Source organism: Erythrobacter oryzae (assembly GCF_030271515.1).
GTDB classification, from domain to species: Bacteria; Pseudomonadota; Alphaproteobacteria; order Sphingomonadales; family Sphingomonadaceae; genus Erythrobacter; species Erythrobacter oryzae.
Window position 1 is genome coordinate 1 of sequence record NZ_JASCXI010000004.1, and the last position, 17,916, is coordinate 17,916.

The following is a 17,916-nucleotide window of genomic DNA, read 5'->3' on the forward strand; positions in this document are numbered from 1 at the left end:
TTGGCCGAGGGCTGCGCGGGCGCGGTGCCGGCAGGCTTGGCTGCCGCTGGCGGCGCCACTGCGGCGGGAGCATCCGCCGGTTCCGGCGCGGGCGCGGGCGGCGGGGGCGGCGGCGGCACGGCGACCACACCCAGCGGCTTTGCCAGCCCGGCAAGCTGCGCTGCCATCACCCCGTCGACCGCCTTGGAGATCACCGGGATCTCGTATCGCATCGACCCGCCGACATTATACTCCCACACGATCCGCGTGCCCTTCTCGTGCTTGCTGAGCACGATCGTCAGCACGCCGGTCACCGGCTCGCTCTGGAGCGGACCGAGGCTGCCGACCATCCGCAGCGCAGCCTCGGGATAGGCCTGGACCACACGCATGTGCTCGACGCTGCCCTGGAGCGTGAAACGCCCGGGCTCGTCGACCTCGGGGATGATCTCGCAGAAACACCCGCCCGCTTGCGGGGTGAGGCTGAGGTTCTTCGCGTCGCCCGACCAGGTGTGGGAGGATTCCCACCAGCTCGCCGGGTTGATCAGCGCGAGCCACACTTCCTTGGGGCTCGCCTTCACCACCACCTCGTTGCGCGAGACGAAGCCGAGATCGGTGACGCGCGTCACCTCGGCGGCGGCCGGAACCGATGCGAATGCGGCGAGCGCTGCCGCCATCACCGGAAATTTCATGGCAAGACCCTCCCTTGCGAAACCGTGCCTGGAAGGCTGCGGCAAAAGCGCGGGCGCTGCAAGCACCGCCCTGCCCTCGCCCGGCTCAGGATGCGAGGATCGCGTCGATCTGGCCTGCAACCGTGTCGATCGCCGCCATCCCGTCGATCCGGCTGACGATCCCGCGCGCTTCATAGCCCGGCAGGATCGGCGCGGTCTTGGCGCGGTATTCGGCCATGCGGGTGCGCACGGTTTCCTCGTTGTCGTCCGGACGGCGCTTGAATTCGGTGCTGCCGCAAGTGTCGCACACGCCAGCAACCTTCGGGGGGTTGGCGGTGTCGTGGTAGAGCGTGCCGCAATTGCCGCAGGAGAAGCGGCCGGTGATGCGTTCGACCAGCGCGTCCTCGTTCACCTCGAGCTCGATCACCTTGTCGAGCGCGCGGCCGTTCTTGGCGAGGATCGCGTCGAGCGCATCGGCCTGCGCGGCGGTGCGGGGATAGCCATCGAAGATTGCACCGGTCTCGGGCGCCATCGCGGCGAGTTCGGCGTCGATCAGGTCGGAGACGATTTCATCCGAGACCAGCTCGCCGCGCTCCATGACTTCCTTGGCGCGCAGGCCCACCGGCGTGCCGGCCTTGACCGCGGCGCGCAGCATGTCGCCGGTGGAGAGCTGGCGCATGCCATGCCGCTCGACCAGCCCCGCGCTCTGCGTTCCCTTGCCGGCGCCGGGAGGGCCAAGAAGAATGATGTTCACGAACCGTCCCCCAATATCGCCGCGGATCGCTGCCGCGCGCGTTCTTTCAGACTTACGGGTTCAACCAAGCGGGCAGGCGCGTCAAGCCGACTATCGTCGGATATCAGCGCATCCGGCCCTTGAGCTTGGCCTTCTTGATGAGATCGCCATATTGCAGCGCGAGCAGGTGCGACTGGATCTGGCTGATGGTGTCGACCGTCACGTTGACGACGATCAGCAGCGAGGTGCCGCCGAGGAACAGCGGAATCCCGGTCTGCGAAATCACCGCTTCGGGCAGCACGCAGACCACCGTCAGGTAAATCGAGCCGATCACCGTGATGCGGGTGAGGACATATTCGAGATAGTCCGCGGTGCGCTTGCCCGGGCGGATGCCGGGGATCGAGCCGCCGTTCTTCTTGAGGTTGTCCGCCGTCTCTTCCGGGTTGAACACGACAGCGGTGTAGAAGAAGCAGAAGAAGATGATCCCCAGCGCATAGAGGCTCATGTAAAGCGGCTGGCCGTGCTGGAGATACTGGTTCATCGTCTGCAGCACGCCATAGGCCGCGCTGTCGGGCGTGATCGAACTGCCGACGAGCTGGGTGATGGTCAGCGGCAGCAGCAGCAGCGAGCTGGCGAAGATCGGCGGGATCACGCCCGCAGTGTTGATCTTCAGCGGCAGGTAGGAGCGCTCGGCCTGCATCATCCCGCGCTCGGTCGCGCGCTTGGGATACTGGATGGTGAGGCGCCGCTGGGCGCGCTCCATGAAGGCGATGCCGAGGATCAGGAACACCACCATGGCGATGAAGCCGATGATGACGATTTCCGAGATCGCGCCCGTCCGGCCGCCTTCGAACAGCGCGCCGATAAAGTTCGGGAAGGCCGCGACGATGCCCGCCATGATGATCAGCGAGACGCCGTTGCCGATGCCGCGGCTGGTGATCTGCTCGCCGAGCCACAGCAGGAACATGGTCCCGCCGGTGACGTTGATGATGGTCGAGACGTAGAACAGCGGGCCGGTATCGACCGCAAAGCCCTGCGCCACCGCGTTCGCGGCAACCGCATAGCCCTGGATGATGCACAGCAGCACCGCGCCATAACGGGTGTACTGGTTCAGCTTCTGCCGCCCGCTCGCCCCGTCCTTCTTGAGCGCGGACAGCGCCGGGTGCAGCGCCGAGGCCATCTGCACCACGATCGAGGCCGTGATGTAGGGCATGATGCCGACCGCGATCAGGCTCATGCGCTCGAGCGCGCCGCCCGAGAAAGCGTTGAACAGATCGAGGATCGTGCCCGATGCGCGGCTGTTGAACTCGGCGAGCTTGACCGGGTCGATCCCCGGCAGCGGCACGAAGCTCAGGAAGCGGAAGACAATCAGCGCACCGATGGTGAACCAGATACGCTGCTTGAGCTCGGTCGCCTTGGAGAAATTGCCGAGGCTGAGGTTGCTCGCGATATTGTCGGCGCGTGATGCCATGGGAACGGGTCGATCCTAGCTCTTGATCCGGGCGCACCGTGCTTTGGGGGCCCTTCGCAAAGGGCCGGTCCGGCGCGCGAGAGCGTAAATAGGGAGCGCGGGGGCTCTTGTCGAACCCCCGCGCACCACCTTTTGTCGATTACTTGGCCTTGGCGGCCTTGTTTGCGTCGCGACGCGCGAGCTTCTTCTCGTGCTCCGGGGTCGGCGCGGGAGCCACTTCGACGCTGCCGCCGGCCTTTTCGACCGCGGCGATGGCGCCCTTGGTGGCGCCGGTCACGGCGAAGGTCGCCTTGGCGGTGATCTCACCCTTGCCGAGCAGACGCACGCCGTCCTTGCCGCCGCGAACCAGACCGGCAGCGCGCAGCGCTTCCTCGGTGATGGTGGCCTTGGCATCGAGCTTGCCGGCGTCGATGAACTTCTGGATCATGCCGATGTTCACTTCGGCATAGTCCTTGGCGAAGGGGTTGTTGAAGCCGCGCTTCGGCAGGCGCATGTGGAGCGGCATCTGGCCGCCCTCGAAGCCCTTGATGGCCACGCCCGAACGGGCCTTCTGGCCCTTCTGGCCGCGGGCCGAGGTCTTGCCCTTGCCCGAGCCGATACCACGGCCGACACGGATGCGGCCCTTGCGGGCGCCGGCATTGTCGCGGATGTCATTCAGTTTCATGGTGTGCACTCGCTTTCGCTTTTGTCGCGCTTGATAAGAAAGGGAGGCCCCGACTTAGCGGGGCCTGCCTGATATTCAGTCGATCACCTGCACCAGATGCGGGATCTTGGCGATCGCGCCGCGCACCTCGGGGGTGTCCTGACGCTCGACGATCTTGTGCATCTTGTTCAGCCCCAGACCGATAAGGATCTGGCGCTGGCTGGCGGGGCGACGGATCGGCGAGCCGATCTGCTTGATCTTGATGGTAGCCATCCGGGATTACTCCGCAATCGCCGCAGCTTCGGCTTCCGCCTCGACTGCGCTGGCCCCGCCGCGACCCAGGAGGTCGGCAACCTTCTTGCCGCGACGCTGGGCGACCGACTTCGGCGAAGTCTGGTCAGCGAGCGCGTCGAAGGTGGCGCGGATCATGTTGTAGGGGTTCGAGGTGCCGACCGACTTGGTCACCACGTCGGCAACGCCGAGGCTCTCGAACACGGCGCGCATCGGACCGCCGGCGATGATGCCGGTGCCCGGAGGCGCGGTGCGGACCGTGACCTTGCCCGCCCCGAAACGGCCGTTGCCGTCATGGTGCAGGGTGCGGCCTTCCTTGAGCGGAACGCGGATCATCTTCTTGCGCGCCGAAGCGGTCGCCTTGGTGATCGCCTCGGGCACTTCGCGGGCCTTGCCGTGGCCGAAGCCGACGCGGCCCTGGCCGTCACCGACAACCACGAGCGCCGCAAAGCCGAAGCGCTTGCCGCCCTTCACGGTCTTGGAGACGCGGTTGATGTGCACCAGCTTCTCGATGATGCCGTCATCTTCCTCGGGCTTGCCGCCGCGACGGTCGTCACGACCCCCGCGACCGCGACCACGATCACCGCCTTCGCGGTTACCGCCACGGCCCCGGCCACGACGGCCCTGCGCCTCACCGGCGTCGCCGCCGATGTCGCCGGCCACGTCCGGGGTTTCGATGGTGTTTTCGTCAGCCATGATCAGAACTCCAGCCCGCCTTCACGGGCGGCATCGGCCAGCGCCTTGACGCGGCCATGGAACAGGAACCCGCCGCGATCGAACACGACAGTGGTCACGCCCGCCTTCTTGGCGGCCTCGGCGATCTGCTTGCCGACTTCGGCAGCAGCATCGACATTGGCACCGCTCGTCTTGGCGCCGAGCGTCGAGGCGGCGGCAACGGTCTTGCCGGCCGCATCATCGATGATCTGGGCGTAGATGTGGCGGCCGGTGCGGTGCACCGACAGACGGGGCTTGCCACCGGCACGCGCACGAAGCGCAGTGCGGACCCGGCGACGGCGACGTTCGAAAAGGGAAAGCTTTGCCATCTTATCTCTTCTTCCCTTCCTTGCGGAAGATAAACTCGCCCTTGTAGGCGATCCCCTTGCCCTTGTAGGGCTCGGGCTTGCGCCAGCGGCGGATTTCGGCGGCAAACTGGCCGACGGCCTGCTTGTCGGTGCCGGAAATCTCGATCGTGGTCTGGTCCGGGGTCTTCACTTCCAGGCCCTCGGGCACCGGAAGATCGACATCGTGGCTGTAGCCGAGCTGCAGCTTCAGGGTCTTGCCCTGAGCATTCGCACGGTAGCCGACGCCCTTGATGATCAGGGTCTTGGTGAAGCCGGCGCTGACGCCTTCCACCAGGTTCGACACCAGCGTGCGCTGCATGCCCCAGAACGCGCGGGCCTGCTTGCTGTCGTTGGCCGGCTTGACCGAGATCTCGTCCTCTTCGACCTTGTAGTCGATGAGGTCGGACAGACCGAGGGTCAGGGTGCCCTTGGGCCCCTTCACCGTGAGGGTGCCGTTGTCGATCGAGGCGGTGACACCGCCCGGGATCGCAACCGGCTTCTTACCGATGCGGCTCATCAGAACACCTCCGCCAGCACTTCGCCGCCGACGTTGTTGGCGCGGGCTTCGGCATCCGAAAGCACGCCCTTGGGGGTCGAGACGATGGTGATGCCGAGGCCATTGCGGATCGTCGGGAGTTCCTTGGAACCCGAGTAGATCCGGCGGCCCGGCTTCGAAACGCGCGCCACGTGCTTGATCGCGGGCTCGCCTTCGAAATACTTCAGTTCGATCCGCAGCGCCTTGTGCTTGCCCGAGGTGTCTTCGGAATAGCCACGGATGTAGCCTTCACGCTGAAGCACTTCGAGAACGCTCGCACGCAGGTTGCTCGCCGGAGTCAGGACGGAGTCCTTCTTGGCGCGCTGGCCGTTGCGGATGCGGGTGAGCATGTCACCCAGAGGATCGGTCATTGCCATTGTCTAGTCCTCACCAGCTCGACTTGGTCAGACCCGGGATCATGCCCCGGTTGCCAAGCTGACGCAGTTCGATGCGGTTGATGCCGAACTTGCGGTAATAGCCGCGCGGGCGGCCGGTGGTGGCGCAACGGTTGCGCACCCGGGTCGGGTTCGCGTTGCGCGGAAGCTCGGCCATCTTGAGCCGGGCCATGAGGCGCTCGGTCTCGTCGAGGCTTTCATCGTCGGCAATCGCCTTCAGCTTCTCGTACTTCGCAGCGTACTGCTTGACGAGCTTCTTGCGACGCTCATTCTTGTTGATGGAACTCAGTTTCGCCATGGACTTAAGCTCTCTGCTTTCGTGTCACTAACGGGAGGCGGCTTACGCCGCTTCCTTCTGTTCGGTCTTGGCTTCGCCTGCGAAGGGGAAGCCGAAAAGACGCAGCAGCTCGCGCGCCTCTTCGTCGGTCTTGGCAGTGGTGGTGACGATGATGTCCATCCCACGCACCTTCTCGATCTTGTCGTAGCTGATTTCGGGGAACACGATCTGTTCCTTCAGCCCCATCGCATAGTTGCCGCGGCCGTCGAACGACTTGGCGTTCAGCCCGCGGAAGTCACGGATGCGCGGCATGGCGACAGTGACGAGACGGTCGAGAAATTCGTACATCCGCTCACGGCGCAGGGTCACCTTGCAGCCGATCGGCATGCCTTCACGCAGCTTGAACTGCGCGATCGACTTCTTGGCGATGGTGATGACCGGCTTCTGGCCGGCGATCAGCGCCATTTCCTCGGCGGCGGTCTGAACCTTCTTCTTGTCCTGGCTCGCTTCGCCCACGCCCATGTTGAGCGTGATCTTCTCGAGCTTGGGCACTTCCATGCGGTTCTTGTAGCCGAACTTCTCGGTCATGGCCTTGACGATTTCGTTATCGTACTTGGCCTTCATCCGGGCGGTGTAATCAGCCATCGATGGTCTCCCCACTCTTGACTGCAACGCGCACCTTCTTGCCGTCCTTCACTTCGAAACGGACGCGGGTGGCCTTGCCGGTCTTGGGATCAGCGAGAGCAACCTTGGAAATGGCCATCGGCGCGGCGAAGCGGTCGATGCCACCCTGAGGGTTGGCCTGGCTGGGCTTGCGGTGACGGGCGACGATGTTCACGCCCTCGACAACGACCTTGCCGTCCTTGGGCATGACCTGGGCGACCGTACCGGTGCGGCCCTTGTCCTTGCCCGACAGCACGACGACGCTGTCACCCTTCTTGATCTTCGCGGCAGCCATTACAGCACCTCCGGCGCGAGCGAGATGATCTTCATGAAGCCCTTCGAACGCAGTTCGCGCACCACGGGGCCAAAGATACGGGTGCCGATCGGCTCCTCGTTCTTGTTCACGAGCACCGCGGCGTTGGTGTCGAAGCGGATGACGGTGCCATCCGGACGACGCACGTCCTTGCGGGTGCGCACGATCACGGCGCGGTGAACGTCGCCCTTCTTGACCTTGGTGCGCGGCTGCGCCTCCTTGATGGAGACGACGATCACATCGCCGACGCCCGCGGTACGACGCTTCGAGCCACCCAGCACCTTGATGCACTGGACGCGCTTGGCGCCGCTGTTGTCCGCGACGTCGAGATTGGATTGCATCTGGATCATTGATCCGTCTTCCTTCTCACTGGCTTATCAGGACGCCCGATCCGACCGGGGCCTGACAGTTCCGATTACGCCTAATTCAGTTGCCCGCAGCCGCGACGTCGAGGTCGGCTTCCACCGCCTGCACGCCGCCCGCCACGACCCGGTCCTTGACGATCCAGGTCTTGGTCTTGGACATCGGGCGGGTCTCTTCGATCCGCACCACGTCACCCACGGTGTATTCGTTCTGCTCGTCGTGCGCGTGATACTTCTTCGAACGACGGATGATCTTCCCGTAGAGCGGGTGCTTCACCTTGCGTTCGACCAGCACGGTCACGGTCTTGTCGGTCTTGTCGGAGGTCACAGTCCCGACGAGGATGCGCTTGGGCATGTGCTTTCTCCTTACGCCTTCACGGCGGCGGCCTTGGCCGCGCGCTCGCTCTGCAGCGTCTTGATCTGCGCGATGGTCCGGCGCACCTGACGGATGCGCGAGGGAGCCTCGAGCTGGTTGGTCGCAGCCTGGAACCGCAGATTGTACTGCTCGCGCTTGAGCTCGGTGAGCTCGGCGGTCAGCTGGTCATCGGTCTTGGTGCGAAGGTCCGCGATATCGGCCATTATTCGCCTCCCAGGTGGCTGGTGTCGCCGAGACGGGCGACAACCTTGGTCTTGATCGGCAGCTTCATCGCTGCACGCTCGAAGGCTTCGGCGGCCAGCGGGCCGGCCACGCCGTCGAGTTCGAACAGGATACGGCCCGGCTTCACCTTGGCCGCCCAGTATTCGACCGAACCCTTGCCCTTACCCTGACGGACTTCGGCAGGCTTCTTCGACACGGGCACATCGGGGAACACGCGGATCCAGAGACGACCCTGACGCTTGATGTGACGCGTGATCGCACGACGCGCAGCTTCGATCTGGCGCGCGGTGACGCGCTCGGGTTCCAGAGCCTTCAGCCCGTAGGACCCGAAGTTCAGGGTGGTGCCGCCCTTGGCATCGCCCTTGATCCGGCCCTTGAACTGCTTGCGGAACTTGGTCTTTTTCGGTTGCAACATGGTCTGTTACCTCAACGAGCCGGGCGGACGCCGGAAGTCTGGGCTTCCATCATCAGGCGGTCCTGCGCGGTCGGATCATGGGCGAGGATCTCGCCCTTGAAGATCCACACCTTGATCCCGATGATCCCGTAGGCGGTGAGCGCCTCGGTCTCGGCGTAATCAATGTTCGCACGCAGGGTGTGAAGCGGCACGCGGCCTTCGCGGTACCATTCGACGCGGGCGATTTCCGCCCCGCCGAGACGGCCACCGCACACGATCTTGATGCCTTCGGCACCCAGACGCAGCGCCGACTGCACCGCGCGCTTCATCGCCCGGCGGAACGCCACGCGGCGCACCAGCTGGTCGGCAATGCCCTGCGCGACGAGCTTGGCGTCGATTTCCGGCTTGCGGATCTCGACGATGTTCAGCTTCACGTCGCTCGCGGTCATGGTCGCCAGCTTCGAGCGCAGCTTTTCGATGTCCGCGCCCTTCTTGCCGATGATGACACCCGGACGCGCTGCATAGATCGACACGCGGCACAGCTTGGCCGGACGCTCGATCACCACCTTCGAAACCGCCGCCTGGGGCAGGTTCTTCATGATGTACTTGCGGATCGCGATGTCTTCCTTGAGCAGGCCCGCATAGTCACGCCCTTCGGCGTACCAGCGGCTGTCCCAGGTGCGGTTGATCTGCAGGCGCAGACCGATCGGATTGCTCTTCTGACCCATCTCAGGCCTCCTCTGCTTCGCGAACGACGATCCGCAGACGCGAGAACGGCTTGAGGATCCGGGTCGACTTGCCGCGGCCACGGGTGTGGAAGCGCTTCATCGTCACCGACTTGCCGACGCTCGCCTCAGCGACGACCAGCGCGTCGACGTCGAGGTTGTGGTTGTTTTCCGCGTTGGCGATCGCCGAGGCGAGCACCTTGCTCGCATCGCGCGCCATCGCCCGCTTCGAAAAGGCGAGGATGTTCATCGCCTCTTCGGCCTTCTTGCCGCGGATCAGGGCCGCAACGAGGTTGAGCTTCTGCGCCGAACCACGGATCGTGGTGCCGACGGCCAGCGCCTCGTTATCGCCCACGCGGCGGGGTGCCTTAGCCTTGCCCATTAGCGCTTGCCCTTCTTGTCGGCGGCGTGGCCGGGGAAGGTGCGCGTGGGCGCAAATTCACCGAGCTTGTGGCCGACCATTTCTTCCGAAACCGAAACGGGAATGAACTTGTGCCCGTTGTAGACGTTGAAGGTGAGCCCGACGAACTGCGGCAGGATCGTCGAACGCCGCGACCAGGTCTTGATCGGCTTGGCGTTCGTGGTCTCCTGCGCTTCCTCTGCCTTCTTCAGCAGGCTCAGCTCGACAAACGGACCTTTCCAGACGGAACGTGCCATCGTCTCTTACCTCTTCTTCTTCGCGTGACGCGAACGGATGATCATCTTGTCCGTCTGCTTGTTGTGGCGCGTGCGGGCACCCTTGGTCGGCTTGCCCCACGGGGTCACCGGGTGGCGACCGCCCGAGGTCCGGCCTTCACCACCACCGTGCGGGTGGTCGACCGGGTTCTTCGCAACGCCGCGGGTCAGCGGACGCTTGCCCATCCAGCGGCCACGACCGGCCTTGGCAAAGTTCTGGTTGGCGTTGTCGGGGTTCGACACCGCACCCACCGTGCCCATGCAATCGGCGCGCAGGTAACGCTGCTCGCCCGAGTTGAGGCGGACGATCACGAAAGCGCGGTCACGGCCGACGACCTGGACATAGGTCCCGGCCGAACGGGCGATCTGGCCGCCCTTGCCCGGCTTCATCTCGACGTTGTGGCAGATCGTGCCGACCGGCATCTGACCCAGCAGCATCGCGTTGCCCGGCTTGGTGTCGGTCTTCTCGCCCGCCACCACCGTGTCGCCGACAGCCAGACGCTGCGGAGCGATGATGTAGGCCTGTTCGCCGTCTTCGTACTTCACCAGCGCGATGAAGGCCGTGCGGTTGGGGTCATATTCCAGACGCTCGACGGTGGCCGGCATGTCCCACTTGCGACGCTTGAAGTCGATGAAGCGGTACTTCTGCTTGTGGCCCCCGGCGATCCCGCGCGAGGTGACGTGGCCCTTGTTGTTGCGGCCACCGGTCTTGCGCTTGCCTTCGGTCAGCGCCTTGACCGGCTTGCCCTTGTAGAGCGCCGACTTGTCGACCAGGATCAGACCGCGGCGGGCGGGACTGGTCGGCTTGTAGTTCTTGAGTGCCATTGTTCGTTTCCTGTCCCTTGGCCTCAGATACCGCTGGTGATGTCGATCATTTCACCCTCGGCGAGGGTGACAATGGCCTTCTTCACGTCGGAGCGCTGATAGGCCTTGCCCTTCCAGCGCTTGGTCTTGCCCTTCTGGATCAGGGTGTTCACGGCGACGACCTTCTTGTCGTAGATCGCCTCGATCGCTTCCTTGATCTGCGGCTTGGTCGCGTTGCCGGCGACCTTGAAGACCACGGCGTTCGCTTCGGACGCGAGGGTCGACTTTTCGGTGATGTGCGGCGCGATGATCACATCGTAGTGACGCGCGTCGACGGTGCCCTTCTTAGCCATTGAAACGCGCCTCCAGCTTTTCGACCGCGGCCTTGGTCAGCACCAGCGTGTCGTGGTTGAGGATGTCGTAGACATTGGCACCGATCGCCGGGAGCACGTTCACGCCCGGGAGGTTGCCGGCGGCCTTCTTGAAGCCCGCGTCGACCTGCTCGCCGTCGATCACCAGCACCTTGCCGGTGAGACCGGCCTTGGTGAGGTGGCCCTTGAGCGCCTTGGTCTTGGCATCGGCCAGCTCGAGACTGTCGACGACGATCAAACCGGCCTTCGCCTTGGTCGAGAGCGCCATCTTGAGACCCAGCGCACGGACCTTCTTGTTGAGCGACTGCTCGAAGTCACGCTTGCGCGCACCGTGAGCCTTACCGCCGCCGATGAAGATCGGGGCTGCGCGGTCGCCGTGACGGGCGGTGCCGCCGCCCTTCTGCTTGCCGAACTTCTTGCCGGTGCGGGCCACGTCCGAACGCTCGCGCGTCGGGCGGGCGGTGCCGCGGCGGTTCTCGAGCTGCCAAGTCACCACGCGGTGCAGGATGTCGGCGCGCGGCTCGATGCCGAACACGTCATCCGACAGCTCGACTTCACCCGAAGCCTTGCCGCCTGCGATGTTCTGAACCTTGATCTTCATGGCTCAGCCTTCCTTGTTTTCTTCGGTGGCCGCGGTGTCGATTTCGACAGCCTCGACAGCCACGGGGGTCTCGTCGGCGACGGGAGCCTTGTTCTTGTCAAGGATCGCGCCCGGGAACGGCAGGTCAGCCGGAGCCTTGAGCTTCACCGCGTCGCGAACGAGCAGCCAGCCGTTCTTCGCGCCCGGGACCGAGCCCTTGACGAAGAGAAGGCCGCGCTCGGCGTCGGTGCGGACGATTTCGAGGTTCTGCTGGGTGCGCTGACGGTCGCCCATGTGGCCGGCCATCTTCTTGCCCTTGAACACGCGGCCCGGATCCTGACGGTTACCGGTCGAACCATGGGCACGGTGCGAGATCGAGACGCCGTGGGTGGCGCGCATACCGCCGAAGCCCCAGCGCTTCATGGCGCCCGCAAAGCCCTTGCCCTGCGTGTGGCCGGTGATGTCGACCATCTGGCCAGCCACGAAGTGCTCGGCCGAGATGGTGGCGCCGACCGGGACGAGCGCATCGGCGCTGTCGACACGGAATTCGGCGACCTGCTTCTTGAGGCCGACATCGGCCTTGGCGAATTGTTCACGCTGCGGCTTGGCAACGTTCTTGTGCTTGGCTTCGCCCGCGCCGAGCTGGACGGCGAAGTAGCCATCGCGGTCTTCGGTGCGGTGCGAGACCACCTGGCATTCCTCCAGCGACAGAACGGTCACGGGCACGTGCCGTCCGTCCTCCTGGAAGAGGCGGGTCATCCCGACTTTCTTTGCGATAACGCCGGTGCGCATCGTCAGTTCACTCCTCAACAGAGGCACCTGACAGACCATCCGCCAGGTGCGTGTGAGACCGCGATACCGAAATGGCATCGCGGCCCCGTTCAGCCCGATATGTCATGCATCGCCCCGTCCGGGCTGAGTGCCTCCGCTGGCCGGGTGGCCGCTGGAAGCGAGACGGGGGACGCAGCCCGGAGAGTTTCTCCGGCGGTATCCACCCTATCGTCAGGCGGAGCTTCTGGAACTCCAACGATAGAGGCCCCTTGCCGAAGCGAGGGGCATTTCGGCTGACTCTTAGGCCAGCTTGATCTCGACGTTCACGCCGGCAGCCAGATCGAGCTTCATCAGAGCATCGACGGTCTGGGCGTTGGGCTGCACGATGTCGAGCAGCCGCTTGTAGGTGCGCACCTCGAACTGCTCGCGCGACTTCTTGTCGACGTGCGGGCCGCGGTTCACGGTGAACTTCTCGATACGCGTCGGCAGGGGAATGGGGCCACGAATAAGTGCGCCAGTGCGGCGGGCCGTATCTGCGATCTCACCAGTGGCCTGGTCGAGAACGCGGTGGTCGAACGCCTTGAGGCGAATACGGATATTCTGAGCTTCCATGTCCTACTACCGATGCGAAAGAGCCAAGGAGCCGCCGGTTGCCCGGCATTTCCCAAAAACAAAGACCGCCCCGCTTGCTTCGGTTTCCCGTGAGCGGGCGGCCTTCCTCAAAACTCGTGCCGTCGGGAGACGAATCTCCGTCAGGGATGCGCGCCTATACGGGGCGAGTTGGATTCTGGCAAGGGCTCTCCGACCGAAAATTACATGACCGTGAAACGACCATGTTTTCATGCCGGAAAGGCGCCCTGCCCTCACACAAAAAGGCCCGGCAGCTCATCGAGCTACCGGGCCGTTTTTGCGTTCAATCAGCTGCCTCGAGCAGCGGCGACCTTACTTGGTGATCTTGGCGACGACGCCCGAACCCACGGTGCGGCCGCCTTCGCGGATCGCGAAGCGCAGACCTTCGTCCATGGCGATCGGCGCGATCAGCTTGACGCCGATGGTCACGTTGTCGCCCGGCATCACCATTTCGGTGCCTTCGGGAAGGATCACTTCGCCGGTCACGTCGGTGGTGCGGAAGTAGAACTGCGGGCGGTAGTTGGCGAAGAACGGCGTGTGACGGCCACCTTCGTCCTTCGACAGCACGTAGACCTCGGCCGAGAACTCGGTGTGCGGGGTCACGGTGCCCGGCTTGGCGAGAACCTGGCCGCGCTCGACTTCTTCACGGGCCACGCCGCGGATCAGGGCGCCGACGTTGTCGCCAGCTTCACCGCGATCGAGCAGCTTGCGGAACATTTCCACGCCGGTGACGGTGGTCTTGCGGGTGTCCTTGATGCCGACGATTTCGACTTCGTCGCCGACGTTCACGATGCCGGTTTCGATACGGCCGGTCACCACGGTGCCGCGACCCGAGATCGAGAACACGTCTTCGATCGGCATCAGGAAGCTCTTGTCGACCGGACGGTCGGGCTGCGGGATGTAGCTGTCGACGGCTTCGATCAGGGCAATGACCGAGTCCTTGCCGATGTTGTCATCGCGGCCTTCGAGAGCGGCCAGAGCCGAACCCTTGACGATCGGAATGTTGTCGCCGTCGAAGTCGTACGAGCTCAGCAGTTCGCGCACTTCGAGTTCGACGAGCTCGAGGATTTCCTCGTCGTCAACCTGGTCGACCTTGTTCATGTAGACGACCAGCGCCGGCACGCCGACCTGACGGGCGAGCAGGATGTGCTCGCGGGTCTGGGGCATCGGGCCGTCGGCGGCGTTCACGACCAGGATCGCGCCGTCCATCTGGGCGGCACCGGTGATCATGTTCTTCACGTAGTCAGCGTGACCCGGGCAGTCGACGTGCGCGTAGTGACGGGCAGCCGATTCGTACTCGACGTGCGCGGTCGAGATGGTGATGCCGCGCTCACGCTCTTCCGGGGCCTTGTCGATGTTGGCGAAGTCCACGGCGCTGCCGCCGTAGGTTTCAGCCATCACCTTGGTGATCGCCGCGGTCAGGGTGGTCTTGCCATGGTCGACGTGACCGATGGTGCCGATGTTGCAGTGCGGCTTATTCCGCTGGAACTTTTCCTTGGCCATTTCTCTGGTGTACCTTCTTGGATGAAAATCTGTGTTCGCGGGAAACTGGCGGCACCCGCAGAATCAGGCGCCGCCCCTAGACTGCCGAGGCAGCTTAGGCAAGTTTCTCCTTGACCTCGGCTGCGACGTTGGCCGGAACCTCGTCATAGTGCGAGAACTGCATGGTGTACTGCGCACGCCCTTGCGTGAACGAACGCAGTTCATTGACGTAGCCGAACATGTTGGCGAGCGGCACGAAGGCTTCGACGGCCTGGGCATTGCCGCGCGTGTCGGTGCCCTGGATCTGGCCGCGGCGGCTGTTGAGGTCGCCGATGACGTCGCCGAGGTAGTCATCGGGGGTGACGACTTCAACCTTCATGATCGGCTCGAGCAGCTTGATGCCCGACTTCTGAGCAACTTCGCGCATGGCACCGCGGGCGGCGATTTCGAACGCGATCGCGCTCGAGTCGACGTCGTGGTAGGCACCATCGGTCAGCTTGATCGAGAAGTCGATGATCGGGAAGCCCACGAGGTGGCCGCTCTCGGCCTGCTCGCGGAAGCCCTTTTCGATCGCCGGGATGTATTCGCGCGGAATGTTCCCGCCCTTGATCTGGTCCTCGAAGATCACGCCCTGGCCGCGCTCACCCGGGGTGACCGTGACCTTCACGCGGCCGAACTGGCCCGAGCCGCCCGACTGCTTCTTGTGGGTGTAATCGACTTCGACTTCGCGGGCGAGGTATTCGCGGTAAGCCACCTGCGGCGCGCCGACGTTGGCTTCGACCTTGAATTCGCGGCGCATGCGATCGACGATGATGTCGAGGTGGAGTTCGCCCATGCCCTTGATGATCGTCTGACCGCTTTCGTGGTCGGTCGACACGCGGAACGAGGGGTCTTCCTGCGCCAGACGATTGAGCGCGATGCCCATCTTTTCCTGGTCGGCCTTGGTCTTGGGTTCCACAGAAAGCTCGATCACGGGCTCGGGGAATTCCATGCGCTCGAGGATGATCGGCTTGGACGCGTCGCACAGGGTATCGCCCGTGGTCGTGTCCTTCATGCCGGCCAGCGCGACGATGTCGCCCGCAAACGCCTCATCGATGTCCTCGCGGTTGTTCGAGTGCATCAGCAGCATGCGGCCGATCTTTTCCTTCTTGTCCTTCACCGAGTTCAGGACCTGGCCCTTGGTGAGCTTGCCCGAATAGATGCGGGTGAAGGTCAGAGAGCCGACGAAGGGGTCGTTCATGATCTTGAACGCGAGCGCGGCGAAAGGCGCATCGTCGCTCGAAGGACGCTCGTCCTCCTGATCGCTGTCGGGCAGCACGCCCTTGATCGGCGGAATGTCGAGCGGCGAGGGCATGTAGTCGACCACGGCGTCGAGCAGGGGCTGCACACCCTTGTTCTTGAACGCCGAGCCGCAGGTCACCGGCACGAAGGCGCGCGCGATGGTGCCCTGACGGATCAGCTTCTTGATCGTCGGGACATCGGGCTCGTTGCCTTCGAGATAGGCTTCCATGATCTCGTCGTCCTGTTCGACGACGAGCTCGATCAGGCGCTCGCGGTATTCGGCAGCCTTGTCGGCGAGGTCAGCGGGGATCTCGATGAACTCGTACTTCGCACCGAGGCTCTCGTCCTTCCAGACGATGCCGCGGTTGTTGACGAGGTCGACCACGCCCTGAAGCTGGCTCTCGGCCCCGATCGGGAGATAGAGGACGAGCGGCTTGGCACCCAGACGATCGATGATCGACTGGACGCAGTAGTAGAAATCGGCGCCGGTGCGGTCCAACTTATTGATGAAGCACATCCGCGGCACGCCGTACTTGTCGGCCTGACGCCACACGGTTTCCGACTGCGGCTCCACGCCGGCCACGCCGTCGAACACGGCAACGGCACCGTCGAGCACGCGCAGCGAGCGTTCGACTTCGATGGTGAAGTCGACGTGGCCGGGGGTGTCGATGATGTTGATGCGGTGCTTGGGCTGGCCTTCACGCAGCGCGTCGGGATCGCTCATCGGATCCATCGAGCTGTCCTCGGCGGTCCAGAAGGTCGTGGTCGCGGCCGAGGTGATCGTGATCCCGCGCTCCTGCTCCTGCTCCATCCAGTCCATCGTCGCGGCACCATCGTGCACTTCGCCGATCTTGTAGGACTTGCCGGTGTAGTAGAGAATACGCTCGGTCGTGGTGGTCTTGCCGGCATCGATGTGCGCCATGATGCCGATGTTGCGATAGCGCTCCAGCGGATACTCGCGGGCCATATCAGGTTCCTTGGATTGAGAGGGGCCGCCGGGTCGCGGTCAGGCCCCCATATAGGGAGAATTGTGACAGCCGGAAGACCTTGCGCCCCCGGCTGCCCACAATCCGAGCGAGTTACCAGCGATAGTGCGAGAAGGCGCGGTTCGCGTCCGCCATGCGGTGCGTGTCCTCGCGCTTCTTCACCGCGTTGCCGCGGTTGTTCGCCGCATCGAGCAGCTCGCCCGACAAACGCGCGGCCATCGTGGTTTCCGGGCGACCGCGCGCGGCGGTGATCAGCCAGCGGATCGCAAGCGCCTGGGCACGCTCGGGACGCACCTCCACCGGCACCTGATAGGTCGCACCACCGACGCGGCGGCTGCGCACCTCGACCTGCGGCTTCACGTTGTTCAGCGCATCGTGGAACAGCTGGATGGGATCGGCCTTCGCCTTGGCTTCGACCGTGGCGAGCGCGCCATAGACGATCTTCTCGGCAACAGCCTTCTTACCGTCGAGCATGAGGTTGTTCATGAACTTCGACAGGATCTGATCCCCGTACTGGGGATCGGGCAGGATGACCCGCTTTTCGGGACGACGACGACGTGACATGTTTTGAACTCCTTCGGAGTGCGGGCCCCACCCTCCCCTTCCGTCATCCTGAACTTGTTTCAGGATCCATCGGGAGACGGGCTCAGCCCTGTAATCGGATAGACCTGCGCCGGCGGCTCCATGGATCCTGAAACAAGTTCAGGATGACCCGGTGCCGAAGGCTACCGGGTCACTTCGGACGCTTGGCGCCGTACTTCGAGCGCGACTGCTTGCGGTCCTTCACGCCCTGCGTGTCGAGCACGCCGCGAAGGACGTGATAGCGCACGCCCGGAAGGTCGCGCACACGCCCGCCGCGGATCAGCACCACGGAGTGCTCCTGCAGGTTGTGGCCTTCGCCCGGGATGTAGGAGATGACCTCGCGCTGGTTGGTCAGGCGGACCTTGGCCACCTTGCGCAGCGCCGAGTTCGGCTTCTTCGGGGTCGTCGTGTAGACGCGGGTGCAGACACCGCGCTTCTGCGGGTTCTGCTCCATCGCAGGGACCTTGCTCTTGGCCTTCTGCGGAACGCGGCCCTTGCGGACCAGCTGGTTGATCGTCGGCATTAAGTTCTCACTTCACCAGGTTGATGGTGAGCACGGGTGCCGGACGATGTCGGGGAGAGAGGATTGCCCTGAACCGTCATCCCGGACTTGATCCGGGACCGCTCGCCGCCAGCGCATCGCCAG

The 17,916-nt window shown here is 64.3% G+C and carries 28 protein-coding genes; all 28 read right to left on the minus strand.

The window, feature by feature from the left end; genetic code table 11:
* Positions 1-668 (minus strand): SRPBCC family protein (locus tag PFX90_RS12525; protein WP_285712859.1); only part of this gene is annotated, 668 nt, incomplete at its 3' end.
* Between the two features lie 85 nt (positions 669-753).
* Positions 754-1,401, minus strand: a complete 648-nt coding sequence (locus tag PFX90_RS12530) for an adenylate kinase (protein ID WP_285712861.1) — start codon at positions 1,399-1,401, stop codon at positions 754-756.
* A gap of 103 nt (positions 1,402-1,504) precedes the next feature.
* The gene (gene secY, locus PFX90_RS12535; protein WP_285712863.1) at positions 1,505-2,851 is read right to left on the minus strand and encodes a preprotein translocase subunit SecY; all 1,347 of its coding nucleotides are present in this window, start codon (positions 2,849-2,851) and stop codon (positions 1,505-1,507) included.
* A gap of 139 nt (positions 2,852-2,990) precedes the next feature.
* The gene (gene rplO / locus PFX90_RS12540; RefSeq protein WP_267619868.1) at positions 2,991-3,515 is read right to left on the minus strand and encodes a 50S ribosomal protein L15; all 525 of its coding nucleotides are present in this window, start codon (positions 3,513-3,515) and stop codon (positions 2,991-2,993) included.
* 75 nt (positions 3,516-3,590) lie between these two features.
* Positions 3,591-3,767, minus strand: coding sequence for a 50S ribosomal protein L30 (gene rpmD, locus PFX90_RS12545; protein WP_017665127.1), 177 nt, complete (start codon positions 3,765-3,767; stop codon positions 3,591-3,593).
* 6 nt (positions 3,768-3,773) lie between these two features.
* The gene (gene rpsE / locus PFX90_RS12550) at positions 3,774-4,481 is read right to left on the minus strand and encodes a 30S ribosomal protein S5 (RefSeq protein WP_285712865.1); all 708 of its coding nucleotides are present in this window, start codon (positions 4,479-4,481) and stop codon (positions 3,774-3,776) included.
* 2 nt (positions 4,482-4,483) lie between these two features.
* A complete protein-coding gene (rplR, locus tag PFX90_RS12555; protein ID WP_285712866.1) occupies positions 4,484-4,828 on the minus strand; it encodes a 50S ribosomal protein L18 in 345 nt (114 codons plus the stop codon).
* 1 nt (position 4,829) lies between these two features.
* Positions 4,830-5,363 (minus strand): 50S ribosomal protein L6, encoded by a 534-nt coding sequence (rplF, locus tag PFX90_RS12560; protein ID WP_285712867.1) that lies wholly within the window; start codon positions 5,361-5,363, stop codon positions 4,830-4,832.
* The gene (gene rpsH, locus PFX90_RS12565) at positions 5,363-5,758 is read right to left on the minus strand and encodes a 30S ribosomal protein S8 (RefSeq protein ID WP_066529821.1); all 396 of its coding nucleotides are present in this window, start codon (positions 5,756-5,758) and stop codon (positions 5,363-5,365) included. The genes rplF and rpsH overlap by 1 nt, the downstream gene beginning before the upstream one ends.
* 10 nt (positions 5,759-5,768) lie before the next feature.
* A complete protein-coding gene (gene rpsN, locus PFX90_RS12570; protein ID WP_017665132.1) occupies positions 5,769-6,074 on the minus strand; it encodes a 30S ribosomal protein S14 in 306 nt (101 codons plus the stop codon).
* 42 nt (positions 6,075-6,116) lie between these two features.
* Positions 6,117-6,698 (minus strand): 50S ribosomal protein L5, encoded by a 582-nt coding sequence (gene rplE / locus PFX90_RS12575; protein ID WP_267619824.1) that lies wholly within the window; start codon positions 6,696-6,698, stop codon positions 6,117-6,119.
* Positions 6,691-7,011 (minus strand): 50S ribosomal protein L24, encoded by a 321-nt coding sequence (gene rplX / locus PFX90_RS12580; protein ID WP_285712871.1) that lies wholly within the window; start codon positions 7,009-7,011, stop codon positions 6,691-6,693. The genes rplE and rplX overlap by 8 nt, the downstream gene beginning before the upstream one ends.
* Positions 7,011-7,379: a 50S ribosomal protein L14 gene (gene rplN / locus PFX90_RS12585; RefSeq protein ID WP_066529816.1), complete on the minus strand. Its 369-nt coding sequence runs from the start codon at positions 7,377-7,379 to the stop codon at positions 7,011-7,013. The genes rplX and rplN overlap by 1 nt, the downstream gene beginning before the upstream one ends.
* A gap of 76 nt (positions 7,380-7,455) precedes the next feature.
* On the minus strand, positions 7,456-7,746 hold the full coding sequence (gene rpsQ / locus PFX90_RS12590) for a 30S ribosomal protein S17 (RefSeq protein WP_066529809.1): 291 nt from the start codon (positions 7,744-7,746) through the stop codon (positions 7,456-7,458).
* 11 nt (positions 7,747-7,757) lie between these two features.
* Positions 7,758-7,970: a 50S ribosomal protein L29 gene (gene rpmC, locus PFX90_RS12595; RefSeq protein ID WP_285712872.1), complete on the minus strand. Its 213-nt coding sequence runs from the start codon at positions 7,968-7,970 to the stop codon at positions 7,758-7,760.
* Entirely contained in the window at positions 7,970-8,404 is a 435-nt protein-coding gene (rplP, locus tag PFX90_RS12600) for a 50S ribosomal protein L16 (RefSeq protein ID WP_017665138.1), read from the minus strand. The genes rpmC and rplP overlap by 1 nt, the downstream gene beginning before the upstream one ends.
* An 11-nt stretch (positions 8,405-8,415) precedes the next feature.
* Positions 8,416-9,111, minus strand: a complete 696-nt coding sequence (gene rpsC, locus PFX90_RS12605; RefSeq protein WP_017665139.1) for a 30S ribosomal protein S3 — start codon at positions 9,109-9,111, stop codon at positions 8,416-8,418.
* Between the two features lies 1 nt (position 9,112).
* Positions 9,113-9,490 (minus strand): 50S ribosomal protein L22, encoded by a 378-nt coding sequence (gene rplV, locus PFX90_RS12610; RefSeq protein ID WP_017665140.1) that lies wholly within the window; start codon positions 9,488-9,490, stop codon positions 9,113-9,115.
* Positions 9,490-9,765, minus strand: coding sequence for a 30S ribosomal protein S19 (gene rpsS / locus PFX90_RS12615; RefSeq protein ID WP_068862137.1), 276 nt, complete (start codon positions 9,763-9,765; stop codon positions 9,490-9,492). Before rpsS ends, rplV begins: the two co-directional genes overlap by 1 nt.
* A 6-nt stretch (positions 9,766-9,771) precedes the next feature.
* Positions 9,772-10,608, minus strand: a complete 837-nt coding sequence (rplB, locus tag PFX90_RS12620; protein WP_285712873.1) for a 50S ribosomal protein L2 — start codon at positions 10,606-10,608, stop codon at positions 9,772-9,774.
* 23 nt (positions 10,609-10,631) lie between these two features.
* The gene (locus PFX90_RS12625) at positions 10,632-10,940 is read right to left on the minus strand and encodes a 50S ribosomal protein L23 (protein ID WP_285712875.1); all 309 of its coding nucleotides are present in this window, start codon (positions 10,938-10,940) and stop codon (positions 10,632-10,634) included.
* Positions 10,933-11,559: a 50S ribosomal protein L4 gene (gene rplD / locus PFX90_RS12630; RefSeq protein WP_285712876.1), complete on the minus strand. Its 627-nt coding sequence runs from the start codon at positions 11,557-11,559 to the stop codon at positions 10,933-10,935. Before rplD ends, PFX90_RS12625 begins: the two co-directional genes overlap by 8 nt.
* A gap of 3 nt (positions 11,560-11,562) precedes the next feature.
* Complete coding sequence (rplC, locus tag PFX90_RS12635) at positions 11,563-12,330, minus strand: 50S ribosomal protein L3 (protein ID WP_285712878.1); 768 nt, start codon at positions 12,328-12,330, stop codon at positions 11,563-11,565.
* A gap of 279 nt (positions 12,331-12,609) precedes the next feature.
* The gene (gene rpsJ / locus PFX90_RS12640; RefSeq protein WP_017665146.1) at positions 12,610-12,921 is read right to left on the minus strand and encodes a 30S ribosomal protein S10; all 312 of its coding nucleotides are present in this window, start codon (positions 12,919-12,921) and stop codon (positions 12,610-12,612) included.
* Positions 12,922-13,251: 330 nt separating this feature from the next.
* On the minus strand, positions 13,252-14,442 hold the full coding sequence (gene tuf / locus PFX90_RS12645; RefSeq protein ID WP_017665147.1) for an elongation factor Tu: 1,191 nt from the start codon (positions 14,440-14,442) through the stop codon (positions 13,252-13,254).
* 94 nt (positions 14,443-14,536) lie between these two features.
* Positions 14,537-16,669 carry an elongation factor G gene (gene fusA, locus PFX90_RS12650; protein WP_086739463.1) on the minus strand — a complete coding sequence of 711 codons (2,133 nt, stop codon included), beginning with the start codon at positions 16,667-16,669 and terminating at the stop codon, positions 14,537-14,539.
* A gap of 112 nt (positions 16,670-16,781) precedes the next feature.
* Entirely contained in the window at positions 16,782-17,252 is a 471-nt protein-coding gene (gene rpsG / locus PFX90_RS12655) for a 30S ribosomal protein S7 (protein ID WP_069310558.1), read from the minus strand.
* 169 nt (positions 17,253-17,421) lie between these two features.
* Positions 17,422-17,793, minus strand: coding sequence for a 30S ribosomal protein S12 (gene rpsL, locus PFX90_RS12660; RefSeq protein WP_006831873.1), 372 nt, complete (start codon positions 17,791-17,793; stop codon positions 17,422-17,424).
* Positions 17,794-17,916 lie beyond the last annotated feature (123 nt).